The organism is Janthinobacterium violaceinigrum, from assembly GCF_009208555.1.
GTDB classification, from domain to species: domain Bacteria; phylum Pseudomonadota; class Gammaproteobacteria; order Burkholderiales; family Burkholderiaceae_D; genus Janthinobacterium; species Janthinobacterium violaceinigrum.
Window position 1 is genome coordinate 49830 of record NZ_WFLI01000024.1, and the last position, 21606, is coordinate 71435.

A 21606-nucleotide genomic window follows, 5' to 3' on the forward strand; every position below is an offset into this window, starting at 1 on the left:
AGACAGTGATCAGGCAGCCGACAGCACGGCAGTATCCGAATGGCGCATGTTGTCTACTCCTGTTGTGTGATGGAAAACGCCAGTGTGCCAGCGGCGTGCGCCGCCGTCAATGGATGGCGTGGTTCAGCTGCACATGCCGTAGGCGCTGCGCTCGGGGAAATAGCGGTAGGTAAACGTGCGCACGGGGTAGCGCTTGCCGCCGACGAGCATGTCGGGCATGGACAGATCGAAACGCTGCGGCAGCTGGCGCGGCAGTTGCAGCCGCAAGCGCCACTGGGTTTCCTTGCTGCTGCCCACGGCGGCAAACATGATGGGCAGCTGCTCGATGACGTCGACGATTTCCGCCTTCTGGTTCATGCCGCGCTGGTAAATGGTGAGTATCTTGGCGGCGGCGAACGGCGGCTTCTTTGGTTCTTCCAGCAAAAAGGACAGGCGCGTAAAACTGGCTTGCGTACCGACCGGCAAGGTAAAAATGAGCGCCAGTTCCGTGCCGCCATCCTTCAGCGTGACGGGCGGCGTGGCATAGATACTGATGCCGCGCGGCAGCTCGAAACGCGAGCCTTCCGTCCACGTCTTGCACTCGGGCGTGGTGGCCTGGTACAGGCTGGGCGCCGTATAGTCATCGCAGGCGGCGACGAGCAGTAAGAGTGGCAGCAGGGACAGGGCGGAACGGCGCATGGCAGGCAGTGGTTGGGGGAACGAGCCGACAGTGTAAGCGATCGCCACGCGATCCACCAGCGACGCTAGGCGTGGCCGGGCGGCGCGCGCCGCACCGACTGCAGCTGGCAGTGCGCCGCCTGCAGCGCTTCCTTGAGGACGTCCAGGGCCAGTTGCGGCCGCGCCGCGCCGCACATGAAGATATCGACGGCGGCAAAGCTGCATTCGGGCCAGGTGTGGATGGAAATGTGCGATTCGGCCAGCAGCACCACGCCCGTGACGCCCTGGCCCGCGCCAAAGCTGTGGAAATGGCTGTGCAGCACCTGGGCGCCGGCCGTGGTGGCTGCTGCGCGCAGCAGGCGTTCGAGCGCCGCGCAGTCGCGCAGGCGTTCCGGCGCGATGCCCGACAGGTCGGCCAGCAGATGGGTGCCCAGCGGCAGATGCGGTGTGGCTGCCATGCCTATTTGTGGCTGCCGCCGCTGGAACCGCCGCCATAGCTGCCGCCGCCGCTGCCCGTGCGCGAGCTCCAGCTGCTGCCGCTGCTGCTGCCGGCGACCTTGAACATGCGCACCCAGTTGGCGGCCGTGACGGAAAACGTCACCATCAAGGCATAGATCACATATCTACTCATGGGGGATTCTTTGCATTCTTGTCGAGAAAAACGGCCGGCAGGAACAGCGCCAGGCAGCCCAGCAAACTCCACATCAGGGTGCTGGAGAACGAGACGAACATCGGGATCGCATTCAGGACCAGCACGATGACGATGAAGACCTTGGCGATGCCGCGGTGGCTCAGCTGGATATGCTGCACCTTGTCGCCGCCGTGGAAGGCGGCGCCGAACCAGGCGGCCATCTGGTCGTAGGCGACGGGGATGGAGCGCGACCAGGTCATTTCCTCGCCCGTGACCTCCGCCGCCAGCTTGGTCTGCCCCTGTTCGAATTCAAACACGCGCGTGCTGTCGCCCACGGCCACCTTCCAGTTGAAGGCGCCTGCCGCATACACGACCTGCGAGCCGTAGTCATACAGCTTGGCATAGGTGGCGCCATCGAGCGTGCAGCGCTCCGCCTCCATGGACGGCCAGGTGGGCCAGTTCGGCAGCACGTTGGAGCGCGACCAGCCTTCGTCCGTTTCCACCAGCCAGAAGAAGCCGGCGCGCGCGTTGTACAGCAGGTACTCATTCCACTCGCTGCCTTCGTCGTCGGCGCGGCGCATCATGCCGATCACCGTATAGTCGGCATTGCTGATCTTTGCGCTGGCGCCCAGTTCCAGCGTGATGTCGGCGTTGTCATGCACCTGCTTGCCGATGGCCAGCACCTGTGCTTCCGGGCCGCTGGCGTCGAGCTGTGCGTGGCAGGCGGGGCACACCAGCTGCGCCGCGGCGCCGGGCACGTACTGGATGCCGCTGCCGCAGGACGGGCAGTCGAGCGCATCGAGCTTGCCGCGGTACTTGCCGGCGCTCCTGGCGATGGCATCGTCGTCGCGCAGCAGCTGGCACTGCAAGCCATCGAGGGTGACGGCCACGCCCTGGTAGACGACGGGCTGCGGGCCGTCCGTGTAGTCGAGCGTGACAAAGCTGGCGTAGTTGCGGAAGTCCGCCACCTGGATGCGCCAGCCGGCGCCCACCTTGAACGGCAATTCCCCCTGGCCGGCGATGCATTCGGCATTGCGGATCTCGGCCGCCGTGTACGGCTCGCCGCAGATCGTGTAGCGGCGGCCCGGCGCCAGCTCGCCAAAGGCGGGCAGGGCGTCTTGCGTCGCGCGTTCGCGCGTCAGGGTGTACAGGCCGGACGAGTCGCCCAGCCAGGCCGTGCTGGCGTCGTCGAACAGCAGATACCATTCATTCCACGTGCCGGCGCTGTAGCGCTGCTGGATGCGCCCGACGACGGTGAAGTGGACGCCGTCGTGCACGCCGGCCGTGCCGATCTGGATCGGCGAATAGTCTTCCAGGACGGCCGACATCTTGCCCACGTCCCTGACGGAATCGGCGTCCTTGAGGATGGTGCTGTGGCAGTACTCGCACACGGCGAGCACGGAAGCGTGCGAGCGGAAGCGGACTTCCGCGCCGCAGCTGGGACAGGAAACAGTTTGCATGCAGTCGCGCTTAGCCGATCAGTTTTTTCAACAGTTCAGCCTTGGCGCCGTCGTAGTCGGCCGGCGAAATGAGACCCTTGTCGAGCAGGCCCTTGAGCTTTTCCAGGCGCGCCTCGACCGGTTCTTCCGCGGGGGCGGGCTGCTGCAATGCGCCGCCCATGCTTTGCGCCATCACCTGGCCGATCGACAGCCCGGCACCGAGACCGGCGCCGATGCCGGCCATGCCGCCTTCGTTCTGCGCCGCCAGCGGGATCGCATTGGCCACCTGGAATTTCGTGTAGCCGCTCATCTTGTCGGCGCCCAGGCCGCCCTTCATTCCGGCCGAGATGCGCTCGTCGAGCGCCGCCTGCAATTCCTCGGGCAGGCTGATGCTGGCCACATTGAATTCATCGAGGCCCACGCCATAGCGGGCAAACGCCTGCGCCAGGCCATCCTTGACTTCCTGCGCCATCAGCGCCTGGTTGGCCGCCATGTCGAGGAAGGGCACGTTCGCGCCGCCCAGCGAGCTGGCCATGCTCGACATCAGGATGCCGCGCAACTGGTCTTCCACTTCGTCGCGCGTATAGACTTCGCGCGTGCCGCTGATTTCGGTGAAGAAGGTGCGGGCGTCGGCGATGCGGTACGAGTACATGCCGAAGGCGCGCACGCGGATCATGTCGAAATCCTTGTCGCGGATGGTGATCGGCTGCGGCGTGCCCCATTTGCGGCCCGTCTGCACGCGGGTGCTGAAGTAATACACGTCCGACTTGAACGGCGAATCGAACAGCTTGTCCCAGTTTTTCAGGTTGGTCAGCAGCGGCAAGGTTTGCGTGGTCAGCTTGTGCGTGCCGGGACCGAAGACGTCGGCGATCTTGCCTTCATTGACGAAGACGGCCACCTGCGATTCGCGCACATTGAGGATGGCGCCGTTCTGGATCTCGAAATCCTGCATGGGAAAGCGCCAGGCCAGCACGCCGTCCGTCTCTTCGTTCCATTGCAGTACGTCGATAAACTGTTTCTTGATAAAGCTGCCGAGGCTCATGATGGATATCCTTGAAAAGATGAAGCGGTGTCAGGAAATGCAGGCGGCGTTGATGGCGCCGATCGACAGCGAGATGGCGCCCAGCAGGCCGCCGAAGGCGCTGTTGTTCGATTCGATCTGGTCCTTCGACATGCGCAGCAGGCGCGTGGTCACCAGGTACACGAGCAGCTGCACCACCATGGCGCCGAAGGCCCAGGCGAAGAACTGCTGGTAGTCGGCCGTGTGCATCAGCGACGAGGCGATGGTGGCGGAAAAGCCCAGCAGGGCGCCGCCCAGCGACAGCGCGGCCGCGTGGTTGCCCTGGCGGATCAGCAGCACCTCGTCATACGGCGTGACGCGCGTATAGATGATAAAAAATACAATCAGCAGCCCGGCGGCCAGTATAAGATGGATCAGATAGTTTAGGATGGCGGGCACGGCTTTCCTCGCAATGAGTATTTGATAACGTCAACGCATATTAGAACAAAAAAAAGTCCCATGAACAAAAAGATTCTGATTTTGTCCGTCTTCGTGGTCGCCTCCTGCGGCCTCGCGTATGAGCTGATCGCCGGCGCCATGTCCAGCTACCTGCTCGGCGACTCCATCCTGCAGTTTTCCACCATCATCGGCTGCTACCTGTTCGCCATGGGTGTGGGCGCTCACTTTTCAAAATATGTGCACGATGACGACGTGCTCTCGCGCTTTGTCGACATCGAACTGGCCGTGGGCCTGATCGGCGGCCTGTCGGCCGCCATCCTGTTCATGACCTTTTCGTGGATGGCCGCGCCTTTCCGCACCTTATTGTATGTGATGGTGTTCCTGATCGGCGCACTGGTCGGCATGGAAGTGCCGCTGGTGATGCGCGCCCTGAATTCGCGCCAGACGGAGTTTTCCGAGCTGGTCAGCCGCGTGCTGACCTTCGATTACCTGGGCGCGCTGGCCGTCTCGCTGCTGTTCCCGCTGGTGCTGTCGCCGTACCTGGGGCTGGTGCGCACGGGCTTCCTGTTCGGCATGCTCAACGTGGGCGTGGGCCTGTGGACGATCTGGGTGTTCCGCACGGAGCTGAAGAACCTCACGGGGCGCTTCCTGCGCGCCTGCGCCGTGATGCTGTTGCTGATCGCCGGCTTTGCCCTGTCCGACCGCATGGTGGCCTGGGGCGAGCACGGCCTGTTCGGCGACGAGATCGTGTATTCCACCACCACGCCCTACCAGCGCCTGGTGATCACGCGCTGGAAGGACGATACGCGCCTGTACATCAACGGCAACCTGCAGTTTTCCTCGCGCGACGAGTACCGCTACCACGAGGCGCTGGTGCACCCCGTGCTCGAAGCGCTGCCGTGGGCGCGCCGCGTGCTGGTGCTGGGCGGCGGCGATGGCCTGGCGCTGCGCGAAATCCTGCGTTATCCCCAGATCGAACACGTCACCGTGGTCGACCTCGACCCGGCCATGACGGCCGCGTTTACCACGCGCCCGGAACTGGCAAAGCTCAATCACGGCTCGTTTTCGGACAAGCGCGTCACCGTCGTCAATGCCGATGCCGCCGTCTGGCTGCGCAACAATGGCGACATGTACGACGCGGCCATCGTCGATTTCCCCGATCCATCCAGCTTCGCGCTCGGTAAACTGTATTCCGTGCCGTTCTACGACCTGGTGAAAAAGCACCTGGCGGCCAAGGGCCTGATGGTGGTGCAATCGACGTCGCCCTTTTTTGCCCCGCACGCCTACTGGACCATCAATGCCACCCTGCGCGAAGTGGGCATGCGCACCTGGCCGTATCACGCCTACGTGCCGTCGTTCGGCGAATGGGGGTTTATCCTTGCCTCGCCCCAGCTCGATTACGTGCCGCCGACAACCTACCGCCTGCCCATGCGCTACCTGAATGCGGACACCACGCGCGAGATGTTCATCTTCCCGCCCGACATGCAGCCGCTGCCCATGGCACCGAACCGTCTCAATACGCAGTCGCTCGTACATGAATTCGAGCAGGACTGGCGCCAGGTGATCCGCTGATGCAGCGCCGTTCCTTCATGCTGTGGGCCGCCGGCGGCACCGCGGCGGCGGCGGCCGGCATCGGCAGCATCGCCGCCTACCTGCGCTGGCAGGAGATCACGCCCAAGGTGCTGTACCCGGGCCGCAGCGAGGGGCATTATTTGCGCAAGCTGCTGCGAGAGCGCACGGCGCTGCCGCCACCGGGCGAGACCGTCACTACCGACGTGGCCATTCTCGGCTCCGGTATCGCGGGCCTGACGGCCGCCTGGCGCTTGAATAAACTGGGCCACCAGGATTTCCTCATGATCGATGGGCCGCAGCCGTATGGCAACGCGGCCGGCGGCCACTTCGGCGAGCTCGCCTATCCGACGGGCGGCCACTATCTGCCGCTGCCTTCGCCCGAATCGACCCATGTGCGGGAAATCCTGTTCGACCTGGGGATTATCCAGCGCGATCCGCAGGCCGAAAAACCGTATTACGACGAGCGTTTCATCCTGCACGCGCCCGAGGAGCGGCTGCTGTTCAACGGCCACTGGCAGGATGGCTTCATCCCCACGGAAGGCGTGCCGCCGGCGGAACTGGCGCAGCATGAACGCTTCTTTGCCGAGGTGCGGCGCCTGCGCCAGGCGCATGGCAATGATGGCAAGCGCGTCTTCGTTTTCCCCACCGTGGCATCGTCGCAAGATCCGGCCTGGCAGGCGCTCGACAGCATCACCCTGAAACAGTGGATGGAGCGCGAAGGCTATACCTCGCCCACCCTGCACTGGTACCTGAACTACTGCTGCCGCGACGATTACGGTACGCGCTACGACCAGGTTTCGGCCTGGGCCGGCCTGCACTACTATTGCAGCCGCTGGGGCCAGGCGGCCAATGCGGGCAACGGCGCCTGGCTGACCTGGCCGGGCGGCATGCAGCCCGTGGCCACGGCCATGGAGCAGGCGTCGGGCGTGCGGCGCAGGAGCGGCACGGTGGTTTCCGTGCAGACGACGGCGAAGGGCGTGGAAGCGCTGTGCCTGGAACTGGTCGATGGCCAGCCGCGCACCTACCTGGTCAAGGCGCGCAAGGCCATCTGCGCCATGCCCTTGTATGTGGCGGCGCGCGTGGTCAGCGATATCGCCAGCTATGGCTACGACCTCAAGCGCGATACGCCCGCATATGCGCCGTGGCTGGTGGCCAATTTCCTGCTCAAGCGCTTTCCCGACGAACTGCCGCATGCGCCCCTGTGCTGGGATAACGTGGTGTACCAGGAGCCGGGCCTCGGCTATGTCGTCTCCACGCACCAGGACATCCGCGTGCGCCCGCCCGAGAAAACCGTCTTCAGCGCCTATGTGGCCCTGTCCGACCGCACGCCGCAGGAAGCGCGCAAGTGGTTAGATGTGGCCACGCCCGAGGAATTGCTGGCGCTGGCCAGCGTCGACCTGGAAACGGCGTATGGACGCGATTTTGCCCGCTGCGTGGAACGGGTCGACATCACCGTGCGCGGCCACGCCATGGCCGCGCCCTTGCCCGGTTTTCGCAGCAACGCGGGCTTGAAGGCGCTGCGCGAGCACGACGGCGCGATCCTGTTCGCGCATGCGGATCTGTCGGGCTTTTCCGTGTTCGAGGAAGCGGCGTGGTGGGGAGACCGGGCGGCGCGCCTGGCGGCTAAATAAAAAGGCCGGCGCGAACGCCGGCCAGAGCCCCCTAAGGCTCGAACCTGTGCTTCCTTGTTCTTCTCATTTATTTTTATTAATGACGTCGATGAACACGGCCGCCAGCAGCACCAGGCCCTTGATCACCTGCTGGTAATCGATGCCGATGCCCATGATGGACATGCCGTTGTTCATCACGCCCATGATGAAGGCGCCGATGACGGCCCCCATCACCTTGCCCACGCCACCCGAGGCCGAGGCGCCGCCGATGAAGCAGGCGGCAATCACGTCCAGCTCGAACCCCGTGCCCGCCTTCGGCGTGGCCGTGTTCAGGCGCGCGGCGAAGATCAGGCCGGCCAGCGCGGCCAGCATGCCCATGTTGACGAAGGTGTAGAAGCTGACCCGTTCCGTCTTGATGCCGGACAGGCGCGCCGCCTTCTCGTTGCCGCCCACGGCATACACGCGGCGCCCCATCACGGTGCGGTTGGTTACAAAGGTGTAGGCGACGATGAGCAGGGACATCACGGCCAGCACGTTGGGAAAGCCGCGGTACGACGCCAGCAGGTAGCTGAAATACACCATCACGGCGGCGAAGATGGCGTTTTTCAGCAGGAAGAAGGCGCGCGGTTCGTTTTCCATGCCGTGTTTCATCTGCTTGGCGCGACTGCGCAGCGAGGTGACGATCAGCGCAGCGGCGGCAATCACGCCCAGCAGCAGTGACAGGCCGCGCAGGTTTTCGCCGCCGAACGGGTCGGGCAAGAAGCCCGAGCTGAGCATCTGGAAGCCTTCCGGGAAGGGGCCGACCGACTGGCCCGCCAGCAGCGCCAGGGTCAGGCCCTTGAATACCAGCATGCCGGCCAGGGTGACGATGAAGGACGGGATCTTGAAAAAGGCGACGAAATACCCTTGCGCGCCGCCGATCACGGCGCCGGCCAGCAGGCAGAGGATGCTGGCGGCGACAAAATGCATGTGGTAGTTGACGATCAGGACGGCCGCCAGCGCGCCCACGAAGCCGACCACCGAGCCGACGGATAAATCGATATGGCCGGCCACGATGACCATCAGCATGCCCAGCGCCATGATGACGATATAGCTGTTTTGCAGCACCAGGTTGGTCAGGTTCAGCGGCTGCATCAGGGTGCCGTCGGTCATGTACTGGAAAAAGCCCATGATGACGATCAGGGAGAGCAGCATGCCGTAGTCGCGCATATTGTTTTTCAGGAAGCCGGCATAGCTCTTGGCGGCTGGCGCCGTGCTGGGGGCGGCGCCTGCCGCCGTCCCCGCTGTCAGTTTATTGTCCATTGTTTTCTCCGTGTGTAACGATCGCGCGCATGATGCGTTCCTGCGACGCTTCTGCTGCGCTCAGTTCTGCCGCGAAGCGGCCTTCGTTCATGACATAGATCCGGTCGCACATGCCCAGCAATTCCGGCATTTCCGAGGAAATCATGATGATGCATTTGCCTTCGGCGGCCAGCTCGCTGATGATGCTGTAGATCTCGTATTTGGCGCCGACGTCGATGCCGCGGCTCGGTTCATCGAGGATCAGGATGTCGGGGCGCGAAAACAGCCACTTCGCCAGCACCACTTTCTGCTGGTTGCCGCCGGACAGGTTGACCACTTTTTGCAGGATGCTCGAGCAGCGGATCTTGAGCTTGCGGCGGAATTCGTCGGCCACGCCGAATTCGCGCGCCTCGTCGATGACCGTGCGGGTCGAAACCGCATCGAGGTTGGCCAGGCTGGTGTTTTTCTTGATGTCTTCCTCGAGGATCAGGCCCAGGCCCTTGCGGTCTTCCGTGACATACGCGAGGCCGTGGCCGATCGCCTTGCCGATGGTGCTGACGTCGATCTCCCGGCCATTCTTGAGCACCGTGCCGCTGATGCGCTGGCCGTAGGCGCGTCCGAAAATGCTCATCGCCAGTTCCGTGCGCCCGGAGCCCATCAAGCCGGCGATGCCGATGATCTCGCCCTTTTTGGCGTGCATGTTGATGCCCTTGATGACGGGACGCTCGGCATGCTCGGGATGGAATACGCGCCAGTCGCGCACCTCGAAGATGGTCTCGCCGATGGTGGGCGTGCGCGGCGGATAGCGGTCCGCCATCTCGCGCCCGACCATTTTTTCGATGATGCGGTCTTCGCTGACGGGCTCCACGCGGCAGTCGAAGCTGTCGACCGTGTTCCCGTCGCGCAGCACCGTGATGGCATCGGCGACCCTGGAGATTTCATTGAGCTTGTGCGAGATCAGGATCGAGGCGATGCCCTGGCGTTTCAGGTCCAGCAGCAAATCGAGCAGGGCCGCGCTGTCGCTCTCGTTCAGGCTCGCCGTCGGCTCGTCGAGGATCAGCAGCTTGACGTCCTTGCACAGCGCCTTGGCGATTTCGATCAGCTGCTGCTTGCCCACGCCCAAGTTGGTGATCAGGGTGTCGGGCGACTCCTTGAGGCCCACCTTTTGCAGCAGCTCGCGCGTCTTCGCTTGCGCGTATTCCCAGTCGATGACGCCCATATGGGCCGGTTCGTTGCCGAGGAAGATATTCTCGGCGATCGACAGCAGCGGCACCAGCGCCAGTTCCTGGTGGATGATGATGATGCCGATTTCTTCGCTGTCCTTGATGCCGCGGAAGTGCCGCGTCTGGCCCAGGTAGTCGATGTCGCCCGTGTAGCTGCCATGGCCGTAGACGCCGCTCAGCACTTTCATCAGGGTCGATTTGCCGGCGCCGTTTTCGCCGACGATGGCATGGATCTCGCCGCTGCGTACCTGCAGGTTGACATTGTCGAGCGCAACGACGCCCGGGAATGTTTTGCGTATCCCGCGCATTTCCAGGATAGTGTTCGTCATATAACCTCTCTGGCACGACCGCATGCTGCTTGGCTTCGGTCGTGCGGCAGTCTTGTTCTGGATAGTGCATGAAGCGAAAGGCCCGGCATGGCCGGGCCTTCAGTAGCGTGGCCGCTTATTTCACTTGTGCTTCCGTGTAGTAGCCGCTGCCGGTGACGAGCACCTGCTTCCAGTTCGCCTTGTCGACGGTGACGGGTTTGAGCAGGTAGGACGGCACCACCTTGATGCCGTTGTTATAGGTCTTCGTGTCGTTGACGGCCGGGACCTTGCCCGACATCATGGCGTCGACCATATTTGCCGTCACCTTGGCCAGCTCGCGCGTGTCCTTGAACACGGTCGATGCCTGTTCGCCGCGGATGATCGATTTCACCGACGGGATTTCCGCATCCTGGCCCGTCACGACGGGGAACGGCTGTTTCGGCGTGCCGTAGCCGACGCCCTTGAGCGAGGACAGGATGCCGATGCTCAAGCCGTCATACGGCGACAGCACCGCGTCGACTCTCGCATTGCCGTAATAGGCGCTGAGCAGGTTGTCCATGCGCGCCTGCGCCACGGCGCCGTCCCAGCGTAGGGTGGCGACCTTTTCCATCCCCATCTGCTTCGAGCGCACCACCAGCTTGCCGCTGTCGATGTACGGTTTCAGCACCGACAGCGCGCCGTTGTAGAAGAAGTGCGCGTTGTTGTCGTCGGCCGAGCCGCCGAACAGCTCGATATTGAACGGGCCCTTGCCTTCCTTGAGTTTCAGCGCCGATTCGATATAGCCGGCTTGCAGCACGCCGACCTGGAAGTTGTCGAAGGTGGCGTAGTAATCGATGTTCTTCGTGCCACGGATCAAACGGTCATACGAGATGACCTTGATGCCCTTGTCGGCCGCTTTTTGCAGCACGTTCGACAGGGTGGTGCCGTCGATGGCGGCAATCACCAGCACCTTGGCGCCCTTGGTGATCATGTTTTCCACCTGCGCCAGCTGGTTCGGGATATCGTCGTCGGCAAACTGCAGGTCCGTCTTGTAGCCGCGCTCCTTGAATACCTTGACCATGTTGTCGCCGTCGGCGATCCAGCGCATGGACGATTTGGTCGGCATCGAGATGCCGATGGCGCCCTTGTCGGCGGCGCTTGCCACGGGTATTACGGCCATGCCGGAGATGGCCAGCGCCAGGCTCGCGGTCAGCATTTTCATTGTTGTTTTCATTTCAGGTCTCCACCGTCTTCGATAGTTGAATGTGCCAGGGCCGTCGTCCCAGTGGGCGGGCTCCGTGCGGATGGCCGATTGCAGGCCACGGCTGATACTAGTTTGTCCATCCATCCCCCACCAATCACTTTTTTCACATCGGCGATATCCAAAACGGTATCGATCAGCAGATTGATGCAATGCGCCATGCGGCCCCTTCCAGCCGTGCGGGCAGGGCAGGAAGGCAGGCCGTGCGGCGGCTTTTTTTGGTGCGCTGCAATACCAATAATCATCATCCAATTTGGTGATTTTCGTAATTGCGGCGACACAGGCCGGCGCGCAGAATCGGTCCGGACTTGAAGACCAGCCATCCCGCCACGCTCTTTTGAAAGCTTGCCATGCAGCCGATTTCTCCCGCCTCCCTGTTGCCCGCCGATCTGGCGCAGGCCACCCTCGTCGGCCGTATCTGGCGTGACGGTCCCTGCGTCGTCGCCGTGCGCGGCGGCGAAGCGATCGACATCACGCAGACGGCAGCGACGGTGGCGGAACTGTTCGAGCGCAGCGACGCGCTCGATATCGCCCGCCATGCGCCCGGTATTGCGCTCGGCCCCGTGCAGGCGCTGATGGCGCAGGCCCTGGCCGCGCCAGCCGATCAGCCGCTGCTGCTGGCGCCGTGCGACCTGCAGGCCGTCAAGGCCTGCGGCGTGACGTTTGCCGTCAGCCTGCTGGAACGGGTGATCGAGGAACAGGCGGGCGGCGACGCGGCACGCGCTGCCAGTTTGCGCGCTGCGCTGCAAGCCACCCTGGGCAGCGACCTGTCGGCCTTGCAGCCCGGCTCGGACGCGGCGCAGCGGCTGAAACAGCAGTTGCAGCAGCGCGGCGCCTGGTCGCAATACATGGAAGTGGGGATCGGCCCCGATGCGGAAGTGTTTACCAAGGCGCAGCCCATGTCTTCCGTTGGCTGCGGCGCGCAGGTGGGCTTGCTGCCGTCGTCGGCCTGGAACAACCCGGAGCCGGAAATCGTCCTGGCCGTCAACAGCCGCGGCCAGGTGCTGGGGGCGACCTTGGGCAACGACGTCAACCTGCGCGACATCGAAGGGCGCAGCGCCCTCTTGCTGGGCAAGGCCAAGGACAACAACGCTTCGTGCGCCATCGGCCCCTTCATCCGCCTGTTCGACGACGGTTTTACGCTCGATACCGTGCGCCAGGCGGAAGTGTCGCTGCTGATCGAAGGCGCGGACGACGGCTTCGTGCTCGAAGGCGCCAGCTTCATGCGCGAGATCAGCCGCGACCCGCTGGACCTGGTGCGCCAGACGGCGGGGCAGTACCACCAGTATCCGGATGGCTTCATGCTTTTCCTCGGCACGATGTTCTCGCCCGTGAAGGACCGCGCCGCGCAGGGCGGCGGCTTCACCCACCACCTGGGCGACCGGGTCACCATCGCCAGCGCCGCGCTGGGCGCGCTGGTCAACGAAGTGCAGCGCTGCGATGCGATCCCTCCCTGGACGTTTGGCGTGCGCGCGCTGTACCGGAGCCTGGCGCAGCGCGGCCTGATCTGATTTCCCCCTTCTTATCACGAGAGACACCATGCAACATGCAAGCTATCCCAGCCTGGCAGGCCAACGCGTCGTCATCACGGGCGGCGGCACCGGCATCGGCGTGGCCATCGTCGAGGCGTTTGCGCGCCAGGGCGCCCACGTCACCTTTCTCGACATCGCCAGCGCGCCATCGCACGCACTGGAAGAAAAACTGGCGCATCTGCCGCACCCTCCCGTTTTCCGCTATTGCGACCTGACGGACCTGGACGCCCTGGCAGCCACCTTCGCCGAGATCGAACACAGCGCGGGCGCCACGGATATCCTCGTCAACAACGCGGCCAATGACGACCGCCACCAGCTGCAGGACGTCACGCCCGCCTACTGGGACGAGCGCATCGCCGTCAACCTGCGCCACCAGTACTTCTGCGCGCAGGCGGTGGCGCCCGCCATGCGCGCCAAGGGCCGCGGCGTGATTCTCAACCTGGGCTCGATTTCCTGGCACCTGGCGCAAGCGAACCTGTCGATCTACATGACGGCGAAAGCCGGCATCGAGGGCCTGACGCGCGGCCTGGCGCGCGACCTGGGCGTGCATGGCATCCGCGTCAACTGCATCATTCCCGGCGCCGTGCGCACGCCGCGCCAGGAGCGGCTGTGGCATACGCCGGAGGCGGAAGCCGTGATCCTGCAGGGACAATGCCTGCAGGTGCGCGTGGAGCCGGACGACGTGGCGGCGCTGGCGCTGTTCCTGGCATCCGACAACGCGGCCAAGTGCGCCGGACGCGAATACTATGTCGACGCAGGCTGGTACGGCGCATGAACATTCCCGCCCATCGCCCGTCGCGGCGCTTCCGCTCGCAGGACTGGTTCGACAATCCCGAGCACATCGACATGACGGCGCTGTACCTGGAGCGCTTCATGAACTACGGGATCACGGCCGAGGAGCTGCGTTCGGGCCGCCCCATCATCGGCATTGCGCAAAGCGGCAGCGATATCAGCCCCTGCAACCGCATCCACCTGGAGCTGGCGCAGCGCGTGCGCGACGGCATCCGCGATGCGGGCGGCATCCCGATGGAATTCCCGCTGCACCCGATCTTCGAGAATTGCCGCCGTCCCACGGCCGCGCTGGACCGCAACCTGGCGTATCTGGGCCTGGTGGAGATTCTGCATGGCTACCCGATCGACGCCGTGGTGCTGACCACGGGCTGCGACAAGACGACGCCGGCCCAGCTGATGGCCGCCGCCACGGTGGACATTCCCGCCATCGTGCTGTCGGGCGGTCCCATGCTCGACGGCTGGATGGACGGCGAACTGGTGGGCTCGGGAGCGGCCATCTGGAAGGGCCGCCGCCAGCTGTCCGCCGGCTTGATCGACAACGACAAATTCCTGCAGATCGCCGCCGCTTCGGCGCCGTCGGCCGGCCACTGCAACACCATGGGCACGGCATCGACCATGAATGCGCTGGCCGAGGCGCTGGGCATGTCCCTGACGGGCTGCTCGGCCATTCCCGCGCCGTACCGCGAACGGGGCCAGATCGCCTACGAAACGGGGCGCCGCATCGTCGGCATGGCGCATGACGACGTGCGTCCGTCGAGCATCCTCACGCGCGAGGCGTTCCTGGACGCCATCATCGTCAACGCCGCCATCGGCGGCTCCACCAACGCCCAGCCGCACCTGATGGCGATGGCGCGCCATGCGGGCGTGGAATTGGCGTCAAGCGACTGGATGGCGCATGGCTACGACGTGCCGCTGCTGTTGAACATGCAGCCGGCCGGCAAATACCTGGGCGAGCGCTTCCACCGCGCCGGCGGCGTGCCGGCCGTAATGTGGGAGCTGCTGCAGGCGGGCTTGCTGCACGCGCAGCGCCCCACCGTCACGGGCCGGAGCATGGCGGAGAACCTGGCCGGGCGCGAAAGCGCGGACCGCGAGATGATCCGCCCGTTTGCCGCGCCGCTGAAGGAAAAGGCCGGCTTCATGGCCTTGCAGGGCAACCTGTTCGATTTCGCCATCATGAAGACCAGCGTGATTTCGCCCGCTTTCCGCGAGCGCTACCTGTCGCGCCCCGGCAGCGAGGGCGTGTTCGAGGCGCGCGCCATCGTCTTTGATGGTTCGTCCGACTACCACGCGCGCATCAACGACCCGGCGCTGGGCATCGACGACAGCTGCATGCTGGTCATGCGCGGCGCCGGTCCCGTGGGCTGGCCCGGTTCGGCCGAGGTGGTCAACATGCAGCCGCCCGACGCGCTGCTCAAGGCGGGCATCCTGAACTTGCCGACCCTGGGGGACGGGCGCCAGTCGGGCACCTCGGACAGCCCGTCGATCCTGAACGCCTCGCCGGAAAGCGCCGTGGGCGGCGGCCTGGCCTTGCTGCGCACGGGCGACATCATCCGCGTGGACCTGAACGGGGGCCGGTGCGACATGCTGGTCGATGCGCAGGAGCTGGCGCGCCGCGCCACGGAGCTGCCGCCGCCAGTCAACGACAGCGCCACGCCATGGCAGGAAATCTACCGCGCCAGCGTGGGCCAGCTGGAAACGGGCGCCTGCATGGAGCTGGCGCTGAAGTACCGGGCCGTGGGACAGACCTTGCCACGCCATAACCACTGATTTTTGAAGCCGCAACACCCGTAGTGAAAAAACGTCGTTAAAAAAATCCAACAAGGAGACACGTAATGAACAAGATCATCAGTGCAGCCATCATGACCGCCATGCTGGCATTGACAAGCAGCGCCGCCCTGGCCGATGCGAAAAATCCGAAGATCGGCTTTTCCATCGACGATTTGCGCGTGGAGCGCTGGACGCGCGACCGCGATTTCTTCATCGCCGCGGCTGAAAAGCAGGGCGCCAAGGTCTTCGTGCAATCGGCCGACGCCAGCGAACAGCGCCAGATCTCGCAGATCGAGAACCTGATTTCGCGCGGCGTGGACGTGCTGGTGATCGTGCCGTTCAACGCCACTGTCCTCAACAACACCGTCAAGGAAGCGAAAAAGGCCGGCATCAAGGTGCTGTCGTATGACCGCCTGATCCTGAACGCCGATATCGATGCCTACATCTCGTTCGACAACGAGAAAGTGGGCGAGATGCAGGCCGAAGGCGTGGTCAAGCTGCAGCCGAAGGGCAATTACTACCTGCTGGGTGGTGCGCCGACGGACAACAACGCCAAGATGCTGCGCGAAGGCCAGATGAAGGTGCTCAAACCGTTCATCGACAAGGGCGACATCAAGGTCGTCGGCCAGCAATGGGTGAAGGACTGGAGCGCCTCCGAAGCGCTGTCCATCGTGGAAAATGCACTGACGGCCAACGGCAACAAGATCGACGCCATCGTCGCTTCGAACGACGGCACGGCCGGCGGCGCCATCCAGGCGCTGGCCGCGCAAAAACTGGCCGGCAAGGTGCCGGTTTCCGGCCAGGACGCCGACCTGGCGGCAGTGAAACGCGTAATCGCGGGCACGCAATCGATGACCGTCTACAAGCCGCTCAAAACCATCGCTGCCGAAGCGGCCAAGCTGGCCGTGCAGCTGGCGCGCAATGAAAAGCCGGCCTACAACTCCAGCTACGACAACGGCTTGAAAAAGGTCAGCACGGTGCTGCTGAAACCGACGCCGCTGACCAAGGCAAACGTGAACATTCTCGTCGACGATGGCTTCTATACCAAGGCGCAGCTCGGTAATTGATCGCCTGTGTCATGTCGGGTTACGCGCTATGCGCTAACCCGACCGACCCGTTTTTGCCGGTAGGTCGGATTAGCGTAGCGTAATCCGACATTCTTCTTCGTATCCGCAACGAGAGTGAGCATGTCCGACTATCTGCTTGAAATGAAAGGCATCGTCAAACAGTTTGGCGGTGTCCGCGCGCTCGACGGCATCGACCTGCAGGTGCGGGCCGGGGAGTGCATCGGCCTGTGCGGCGAGAATGGCGCCGGCAAGTCGACCCTGATGAAGGTGCTGTCCGGCGTGTACCCGCACGGCACCTGGGATGGCGAGATCCTGTGGGATGGCCAGCCCCTGCGCGCGCAATCGATCCGCGACACGGAAGACGCAGGCATCATCATCATCCACCAGGAGCTGATGCTGGTGCCGCAGCTGTCCGTGGCCGAGAATATCTTCATGGGCCGCGAGCTCACCCTGCCCGGCGGGCGCATGCATTACGCGGCCATGTACAAACGCGCCGACGAGCTGCTGCGCGAACTGAAGATTCCCGAACTGAACGTGGCGCTGCCCGTGATGAATTACGGCGGCGGCCACCAGCAGCTGGTGGAAATCGCCAAGGCGCTCAACAAGAATGCGCGTTTGCTGATTCTCGACGAACCCTCGTCGTCGCTGACGGCATCGGAAATCGCCGTGCTGCTCGATATCCTGCGCGCGCTGAAAGCCAAGGGCGTCACCTGCATCTACATTTCGCACAAGCTCGATGAAGTGGCAGCCATCTGCGACACCATCGTCGTCATCCGCGACGGCCAGCATATCGCCACCACGCCGATGGCGCAGATGAACGTGGAACGCATCATCGCGCAGATGGTGGGCCGCGAAATGAACCAGCTGTATCCGCGGCGCTCGGCAGAACAAAAGGGCGCCATCGGCGAGGTGCTGTTCGAGGCGCGCCACGTGACGTGCATCGATGCTGACAATCCGCGGCGCAAGCGTGTCGACGACGTGTCGTTTACCCTGCGCAAGGGCGAGATCCTCGGCATCGCGGGGCTGGTGGGGGCGGGGCGCACGGAGCTCGTCTCGGCCCTGTTCGGCGCCTACCAGGGACCGTACCAGGCCGAAGTCTGGCTCGATGGCCGCCAAATCGATACCAGTTCGCCGCAAAAGGCCATCGCCATGGGCCTGGCCATGGTGCCGGAAGACCGCAAGCACCACGGCATCGTGCCCGACCTGGACGTGGGGCAGAACATCACTCTGGCCGTGCTGGAAGAATTTGCGCGCGCCACGCGCATCGATGGCGAGGCGGAACTGGCGGCCGTGCGCGGCGAGATCGCCCAGCTGGAACTCAAAACAGCCAGCCCGTCGCTGCCCATCACGAGCCTGTCCGGCGGCAACCAGCAAAAAGCCGTGCTGGCCAAGATGCTGCTGACGCGCCCGCGCGTGCTGATCCTCGACGAGCCCACGCGCGGCGTGGACGTGGGCGCCAAGTATGAAATCTACAAACTGATGCTGGCGCTGGCCGACCGGGGCGTGGCCATCATCATGGTCTCGTCGGAACTGGCCGAAGTGCTGGGCGTGTCCGACCGCGTGCTGGTGATGGGCGAAGGCCGCTTGCGCGGCGACTTCATCAACGATGGCCTGAGCCAGGAAACCGTGCTGGCGGCGGCCCTGTCCCAGCACCCGGCGCCCGCCGCCCCTACCGCCTACAAGGAACCCGCAGCATGAAACCGCACAGTATCAAACAACTGTTCACCCAATACAAGATGCTGGCCCTGCTGATCGCCGTGGCGCTGATCTGGGCCTTTTTTTCGTGGAAGACGGAGGGCAGTTTCCTCACGCCGCGCAATCTGTCGAACCTGCTGCGCCAGATGTCCGTCACGGGCATCCTCGCCTGCGGCATGGTGCTGGTGATTATCGCCGGCGAGATCGACCTGTCGATCGGCTCCCTGCTGGGCCTACTCGGCGGCATCGCCGCCGTGCTGGACGTGACGCAGCACTGGCCGCTGGCTCTGAACCTGGCGGCGGTACTCGGTTGCGGCCTGGTAATCGGCTTGCTGAATGGCTACCTGACGGCGTACCGGGGCATCCCGTCCTTCATCGTGGGCCTGGGTGGTATGCTGGCGTACCGCGGCATCCTGCTGGGCATCACGGGCGGCATCACGATCGCGCCCGTTTCCGAGCCGCTCGTGTACCTGGGGCAGGGCTACCTGCCCGCGGTGCCCGGCATCGCGCTGGGCATCGGCCTGTTCCTGCTGGCCGCCTTCCTGACGTGGCGCGCGCGCGCCAGCCGCGCGCAGCATGGCTTGCCGCAGACGGCGCCCTGGGCCGACGGCTTGCGCCTGGCCGTCATCGGCGCCGTGCTGTATGCCTTCGTGCAAACCCTGAACGGCTATGAAGGCATCCCGCTGCCCGTGCTGTTGCTGCTGGCCTTGCTGGGATTGTTCAGCTACATCACCAGCCAGACCGTGTTTGGCCGCCGCATCTACGCCGTGGGCAGCAATATGGAAGCGACGCGTTTGTCCGGCATCAACGTGAAAGCCGTCAAGCTGTGGATCTTCGGCATCATGGGCCTGATGTGCGCGCTGGCGGGGCTGATCAACACGGGGCGCCTGGCGGCCGGTTCGCCGTCGGCCGGCACCTTCAGCGAACTCGATGCCATCGCCGCCTGCTTCATCGGCGGCACCTCGATGCGCGGCGGCTCGGGCACCGTGTACGGTGCCCTGATCGGCGCGCTGGTCATGGCCAGCCTCGATAACGGCATGTCCATGCTGGACGTGGACACCTACTGGCAGATGATCGTGAAAGGCAGTATCCTCACCCTGGCCGTGTGGGTCGATGTCAGCACGCGGGCAGGGCGCCGCTAGCGGGGAACCTCGACAAACCTGCTGCGCGTCCCACTATCGCCTCTGCGTTGCTCAGCGTACCTCCGCTTGCGCTACTCAAGGCGATATTGGACCGCTCGCTACGGTTTTTCGAGGCCCCGAAAGGCCTGGCCGCCACATGGAGGAGACACCAGCATGAAGTTACCGACCGCGCACCGGATCGCGCTGCTGTTCAACGGGAACAAGATCTATGACCGCGACATCATCGCGGGCATCGCCGCCTACCTGAACACCACGCGCGTGTCGTGGGACCTGTTCCTGGAAGAGGATTTCCGCTGCCGTCTGCCCGGCATCGAACGCTGGCAGGGCGACGGCATCATCGCCGATTTCGACGATCCCGCCGTCTGCGCGGCGCTGGCGCACAGTCGCCTGCCCGTGGTGGCCGTGGGCGGCTCGTATGCGCGCGCGGAAGACTACCCGGCCGGCATCCCGTATGTGGCGACCGATAATTTCAAGATCATCAAGCTGGCCTATGAACACCTGGTGGAAGCGGGCTTGACGCGCTTTGCCTGTTTCAGCCTGCCCGAGGCCGATGTCAACCGCTGGGCGCAGGAGCGCGAAACGGCGTTCTGCGCCCTGATGCAGCGCGACCACATGCGCGCCGACGTGTACCGGGGCGTCGCCACCAGCGCACCGTCGTGGGACGAGGCGGTGGAACAGCAGATCGCCTGGCTCAACAGCCTGGAAAAACCCGTCGGCATCATCGCCGTCAGCGACGCGCGCGCGCGCCAGCTGCTGCAAGCGTGCATGCACGCAGGCATCGCCGTGCCGGAGCAGGTGGCGCTGATCGGCATCGACAACGACCCGCTGGCGCGCATGCTCACGCGCATTCCGCTCAGTTCCGTCATCCAGGGCACGGAAGAAATGGGCCGCACGGCGGCGCATTTGCTGCACCAGATGCTCAATGGCGCGCGCCTGTCCGGCACGCGCATCCTCGTGCCGCCGGCCGGTCTGAACGTGCTGGCCTCCACGCGCCACCAGCCTTTCCAGCACCCGCAGGTGATGCAGGCGCGCCACTTCATCCGCCAGTACGCATGCCAGGGCATCAAGACGGAGCAGGTGGCCGATTACGTGGGCGTGTCGCGCTCCTCGCTGGAAGCGCACTTCCGCCACGAGCTGGGACGCAGCGTGCACGACGAGATCCTGCATTTCAAGCTCGATGCGGCCAAGACCCTGCTGGCACGGGGGCCGGGGCAGGTGGCCGAGGTGGCCGTGCGTTGCGGCTTTACGACGGTGCAGTACATGCATGCCGTCTTCAAGCGCGAACTCGGTTGCACGCCGCGTGAATTCCAGCAGCGCAGCCGGCCGCCGCCGGCGCCCGGGCAGGCGCCATGATGCATCTGCTGCGCAATGCGCGCGGCATGCGCGTGGCCATCGGCGCGCACGATGCCAGCGTGCGGGCCTGGTGGGCGCCCGACCGCTATGGCCGCCTGGCCGACGTGCTGGGCGCAGCGCCCCCTGCGGCGCATGCGCCCGTGGACTGGCAGTGCGACCCGCCGGACGGCGGCCACTTGCTGTTGCGCCTGGCCCGGGACGGCCTGTCGGTGCGCCTGGCCTACCGCCTTGATGACGATGGCAGCCTGCACCTCGATTGCGCCGCCATCGCCGATGGCGTTTCCCGTTTTGCGCTTGCCGCGCCCCTGTTCAATCTGCAGGGCCGCAATGCGGCCGTGGGCGACCATGTGCTGCGCCTGGCCGCCGACCATTACGGGCCCTGGCCTGGCGGCGGCACGGGCGGCGCGCCGCTCGACGTGGCGGGCAGCGCCTTCGACTTCCGCCAGCCGGCGCCGCTCGCTTCGCGCCTGGCCTGGCCCGCGCTGGCCCACTTGCCGGGCTTCCGGCATGACTTCTACTGGGCCGGCAGCGGCCAGCTGCGCGAGGCGGCGCGGGTGGCCGACCCTGCGTCGGGCCGGGTCCTGCGTTTTTCCAGCACCCAGGACGGCTGCCATCTGTATTCCGATGCGCGCTGTTTTTCCCTGCTGGCGCAGGACGTGCAATTGCAGCCGGGGCAGGCGATGCGGTTCACGCTTGCCTACCGTTTGGGCGTGCAGGATATCGATGCGTTTGACATATCCGAACCGATATCAATGACGCCAAATAAGTGATTGGTCAGATATGCGGGGCAGTTCTACCATGAGGTAGTTTTTCCCTCATTTATTTTTGCCCTTACCGA

The 21606-nt window shown here is 64.6% G+C and carries 20 protein-coding genes; 10 read left to right on the plus strand and 10 right to left on the minus strand.

Annotation, left to right across the window (positions count from 1 at the left end; translation table 11 throughout):
• Positions 1-123: 123 nt before the first annotated feature.
• The 6 genes from GCN75_RS19225 to GCN75_RS19245 form a co-directional block, all read right to left on the minus strand.
• A complete protein-coding gene (locus GCN75_RS19225; RefSeq protein WP_152283855.1) occupies positions 124-678 on the minus strand; it encodes a hypothetical protein in 555 nt (184 codons plus the stop codon).
• Positions 679-743: 65 nt separating this feature from the next.
• On the minus strand, positions 744-1115 hold the full coding sequence (gene speD, locus GCN75_RS19230; RefSeq protein ID WP_152283856.1) for an adenosylmethionine decarboxylase: 372 nt from the start codon (positions 1113-1115) through the stop codon (positions 744-746).
• Between the two features lie 2 nt (positions 1116-1117).
• Positions 1118-1288 carry a hypothetical protein gene (locus GCN75_RS29245; protein ID WP_193317566.1) on the minus strand — a complete coding sequence of 57 codons (171 nt, stop codon included), beginning with the start codon at positions 1286-1288 and terminating at the stop codon, positions 1118-1120.
• On the minus strand, positions 1285-2748 hold the full coding sequence (locus tag GCN75_RS19235) for a DUF4178 domain-containing protein (protein ID WP_152283857.1): 1464 nt from the start codon (positions 2746-2748) through the stop codon (positions 1285-1287). The genes GCN75_RS29245 and GCN75_RS19235 overlap by 4 nt, the downstream gene beginning before the upstream one ends.
• A 10-nt stretch (positions 2749-2758) precedes the next feature.
• A complete protein-coding gene (locus GCN75_RS19240; RefSeq protein WP_152283858.1) occupies positions 2759-3769 on the minus strand; it encodes an SPFH domain-containing protein in 1011 nt (336 codons plus the stop codon).
• A gap of 30 nt (positions 3770-3799) precedes the next feature.
• On the minus strand, positions 3800-4186 hold the full coding sequence (locus GCN75_RS19245; protein ID WP_152283859.1) for a DUF350 domain-containing protein: 387 nt from the start codon (positions 4184-4186) through the stop codon (positions 3800-3802).
• A gap of 60 nt (positions 4187-4246) precedes the next feature.
• Here GCN75_RS19245 and GCN75_RS19250 point away from each other — a divergent pair, with 60 nt between their 5' ends.
• Positions 4247-5758, plus strand: a complete 1512-nt coding sequence (locus tag GCN75_RS19250; protein ID WP_152283860.1) for a polyamine aminopropyltransferase — start codon at positions 4247-4249, stop codon at positions 5756-5758.
• A complete protein-coding gene (locus GCN75_RS19255; RefSeq protein WP_152283861.1) occupies positions 5758-7389 on the plus strand; it encodes an NAD(P)-binding protein in 1632 nt (543 codons plus the stop codon). The genes GCN75_RS19250 and GCN75_RS19255 overlap by 1 nt, the downstream gene beginning before the upstream one ends.
• Before the next feature lie 63 nt (positions 7390-7452).
• Here the strand turns inward: GCN75_RS19255 and mmsB are convergent, their stop codons facing one another.
• The 4 genes from mmsB to GCN75_RS19275 all read right to left on the minus strand — a co-directional run bounded on the left by mmsB (position 7453) and on the right by GCN75_RS19275 (position 11668).
• On the minus strand, positions 7453-8670 hold the full coding sequence (mmsB, locus tag GCN75_RS19260; protein WP_152283862.1) for a multiple monosaccharide ABC transporter permease: 1218 nt from the start codon (positions 8668-8670) through the stop codon (positions 7453-7455).
• Positions 8660-10201, minus strand: coding sequence for a multiple monosaccharide ABC transporter ATP-binding protein (gene mmsA, locus GCN75_RS19265; RefSeq protein ID WP_152283863.1), 1542 nt, complete (start codon positions 10199-10201; stop codon positions 8660-8662). Before mmsA ends, mmsB begins: the two co-directional genes overlap by 11 nt.
• A 115-nt stretch (positions 10202-10316) precedes the next feature.
• Positions 10317-11339, minus strand: coding sequence for a multiple monosaccharide ABC transporter substrate-binding protein (gene chvE / locus GCN75_RS19270; protein WP_226941468.1), 1023 nt, complete (start codon positions 11337-11339; stop codon positions 10317-10319).
• A gap of 50 nt (positions 11340-11389) precedes the next feature.
• Entirely contained in the window at positions 11390-11668 is a 279-nt protein-coding gene (locus tag GCN75_RS19275) for a hypothetical protein (RefSeq protein WP_193317567.1), read from the minus strand.
• Positions 11669-11770: 102 nt separating this feature from the next.
• On the opposite strand from GCN75_RS19275, the gene GCN75_RS19280 reads away from it, so the two are divergent.
• The 8 genes from GCN75_RS19280 (at position 11771) to GCN75_RS19315 (ending at position 21538) form a co-directional block, all read left to right on the plus strand.
• Positions 11771-12931: a fumarylacetoacetate hydrolase family protein gene (locus tag GCN75_RS19280; protein WP_152283866.1), complete on the plus strand. Its 1161-nt coding sequence runs from the start codon at positions 11771-11773 to the stop codon at positions 12929-12931.
• Positions 12932-12959: 28 nt separating this feature from the next.
• Positions 12960-13727, plus strand: a complete 768-nt coding sequence (locus GCN75_RS19285; protein ID WP_152283867.1) for an SDR family NAD(P)-dependent oxidoreductase — start codon at positions 12960-12962, stop codon at positions 13725-13727.
• Complete coding sequence (locus GCN75_RS19290) at positions 13724-15511, plus strand: IlvD/Edd family dehydratase (RefSeq protein ID WP_152283868.1); 1788 nt, start codon at positions 13724-13726, stop codon at positions 15509-15511. The genes GCN75_RS19285 and GCN75_RS19290 overlap by 4 nt, the downstream gene beginning before the upstream one ends.
• 92 nt (positions 15512-15603) lie before the next feature.
• Positions 15604-16578 carry a D-xylose ABC transporter substrate-binding protein gene (gene xylF / locus GCN75_RS19295; RefSeq protein ID WP_152257858.1) on the plus strand — a complete coding sequence of 325 codons (975 nt, stop codon included), beginning with the start codon at positions 15604-15606 and terminating at the stop codon, positions 16576-16578.
• 120 nt (positions 16579-16698) lie between these two features.
• Positions 16699-18276 carry a D-xylose ABC transporter ATP-binding protein gene (gene xylG / locus GCN75_RS19300; protein WP_152283869.1) on the plus strand — a complete coding sequence of 526 codons (1578 nt, stop codon included), beginning with the start codon at positions 16699-16701 and terminating at the stop codon, positions 18274-18276.
• The gene (locus GCN75_RS19305; RefSeq protein ID WP_152257836.1) at positions 18273-19415 is read left to right on the plus strand and encodes a sugar ABC transporter permease; all 1143 of its coding nucleotides are present in this window, start codon (positions 18273-18275) and stop codon (positions 19413-19415) included. The genes xylG and GCN75_RS19305 overlap by 4 nt, the downstream gene beginning before the upstream one ends.
• A gap of 153 nt (positions 19416-19568) precedes the next feature.
• Positions 19569-20768 carry a XylR family transcriptional regulator gene (locus GCN75_RS19310; protein WP_152283870.1) on the plus strand — a complete coding sequence of 400 codons (1200 nt, stop codon included), beginning with the start codon at positions 19569-19571 and terminating at the stop codon, positions 20766-20768.
• The gene (locus tag GCN75_RS19315; protein WP_152283871.1) at positions 20765-21538 is read left to right on the plus strand and encodes an aldose epimerase family protein; all 774 of its coding nucleotides are present in this window, start codon (positions 20765-20767) and stop codon (positions 21536-21538) included. Before GCN75_RS19310 ends, GCN75_RS19315 begins: the two co-directional genes overlap by 4 nt.
• Positions 21539-21606: the final 68 nt, after the last annotated feature.

What these genes read in the sequence shown, in the direction of transcription:
- GCN75_RS19310 (WP_152283870.1), top strand. Translation starts at nt 19,569, where the DNA reads ATGAAGTTACCGACCGCGCACCGGATCGCGCTGCTGTTCAACGGGAAC.
- GCN75_RS19225 (WP_152283855.1), bottom strand. Translation starts at nt 678, where the DNA reads ATGCGCCGTTCCGCCCTGTCCCTGCTGCCACTCTTACTGCTCGTCGCC.
- GCN75_RS19290 (WP_152283868.1), top strand. Translation starts at nt 13,724, where the DNA reads ATGAACATTCCCGCCCATCGCCCGTCGCGGCGCTTCCGCTCGCAGGAC.
- speD (WP_152283856.1), bottom strand. Translation starts at nt 1,115, where the DNA reads ATGGCAGCCACACCGCATCTGCCGCTGGGCACCCATCTGCTGGCCGAC.
- GCN75_RS19250 (WP_152283860.1), top strand. Translation starts at nt 4,247, where the DNA reads ATGAACAAAAAGATTCTGATTTTGTCCGTCTTCGTGGTCGCCTCCTGC.
- GCN75_RS19280 (WP_152283866.1), top strand. Translation starts at nt 11,771, where the DNA reads ATGCAGCCGATTTCTCCCGCCTCCCTGTTGCCCGCCGATCTGGCGCAG.
- chvE (WP_226941468.1), bottom strand. Translation starts at nt 11,339, where the DNA reads ATGGCCGTAATACCCGTGGCAAGCGCCGCCGACAAGGGCGCCATCGGC.
- GCN75_RS29245 (WP_193317566.1), bottom strand. Translation starts at nt 1,288, where the DNA reads ATGAGTAGATATGTGATCTATGCCTTGATGGTGACGTTTTCCGTCACG.
- xylF (WP_152257858.1), top strand. Translation starts at nt 15,604, where the DNA reads ATGACCGCCATGCTGGCATTGACAAGCAGCGCCGCCCTGGCCGATGCG.
- xylG (WP_152283869.1), top strand. Translation starts at nt 16,699, where the DNA reads ATGTCCGACTATCTGCTTGAAATGAAAGGCATCGTCAAACAGTTTGGC.
- GCN75_RS19255 (WP_152283861.1), top strand. Translation starts at nt 5,758, where the DNA reads ATGCAGCGCCGTTCCTTCATGCTGTGGGCCGCCGGCGGCACCGCGGCG.
- GCN75_RS19240 (WP_152283858.1), bottom strand. Translation starts at nt 3,769, where the DNA reads ATGAGCCTCGGCAGCTTTATCAAGAAACAGTTTATCGACGTACTGCAA.
- GCN75_RS19305 (WP_152257836.1), top strand. Translation starts at nt 18,273, where the DNA reads ATGAAACCGCACAGTATCAAACAACTGTTCACCCAATACAAGATGCTG.
- GCN75_RS19275 (WP_193317567.1), bottom strand. Translation starts at nt 11,668, where the DNA reads ATGATGATTATTGGTATTGCAGCGCACCAAAAAAAGCCGCCGCACGGC.
- mmsA (WP_152283863.1), bottom strand. Translation starts at nt 10,201, where the DNA reads ATGACGAACACTATCCTGGAAATGCGCGGGATACGCAAAACATTCCCG.
- GCN75_RS19235 (WP_152283857.1), bottom strand. Translation starts at nt 2,748, where the DNA reads ATGCAAACTGTTTCCTGTCCCAGCTGCGGCGCGGAAGTCCGCTTCCGC.
- GCN75_RS19315 (WP_152283871.1), top strand. Translation starts at nt 20,765, where the DNA reads ATGATGCATCTGCTGCGCAATGCGCGCGGCATGCGCGTGGCCATCGGC.
- mmsB (WP_152283862.1), bottom strand. Translation starts at nt 8,670, where the DNA reads ATGGACAATAAACTGACAGCGGGGACGGCGGCAGGCGCCGCCCCCAGC.
- GCN75_RS19285 (WP_152283867.1), top strand. Translation starts at nt 12,960, where the DNA reads ATGCAACATGCAAGCTATCCCAGCCTGGCAGGCCAACGCGTCGTCATC.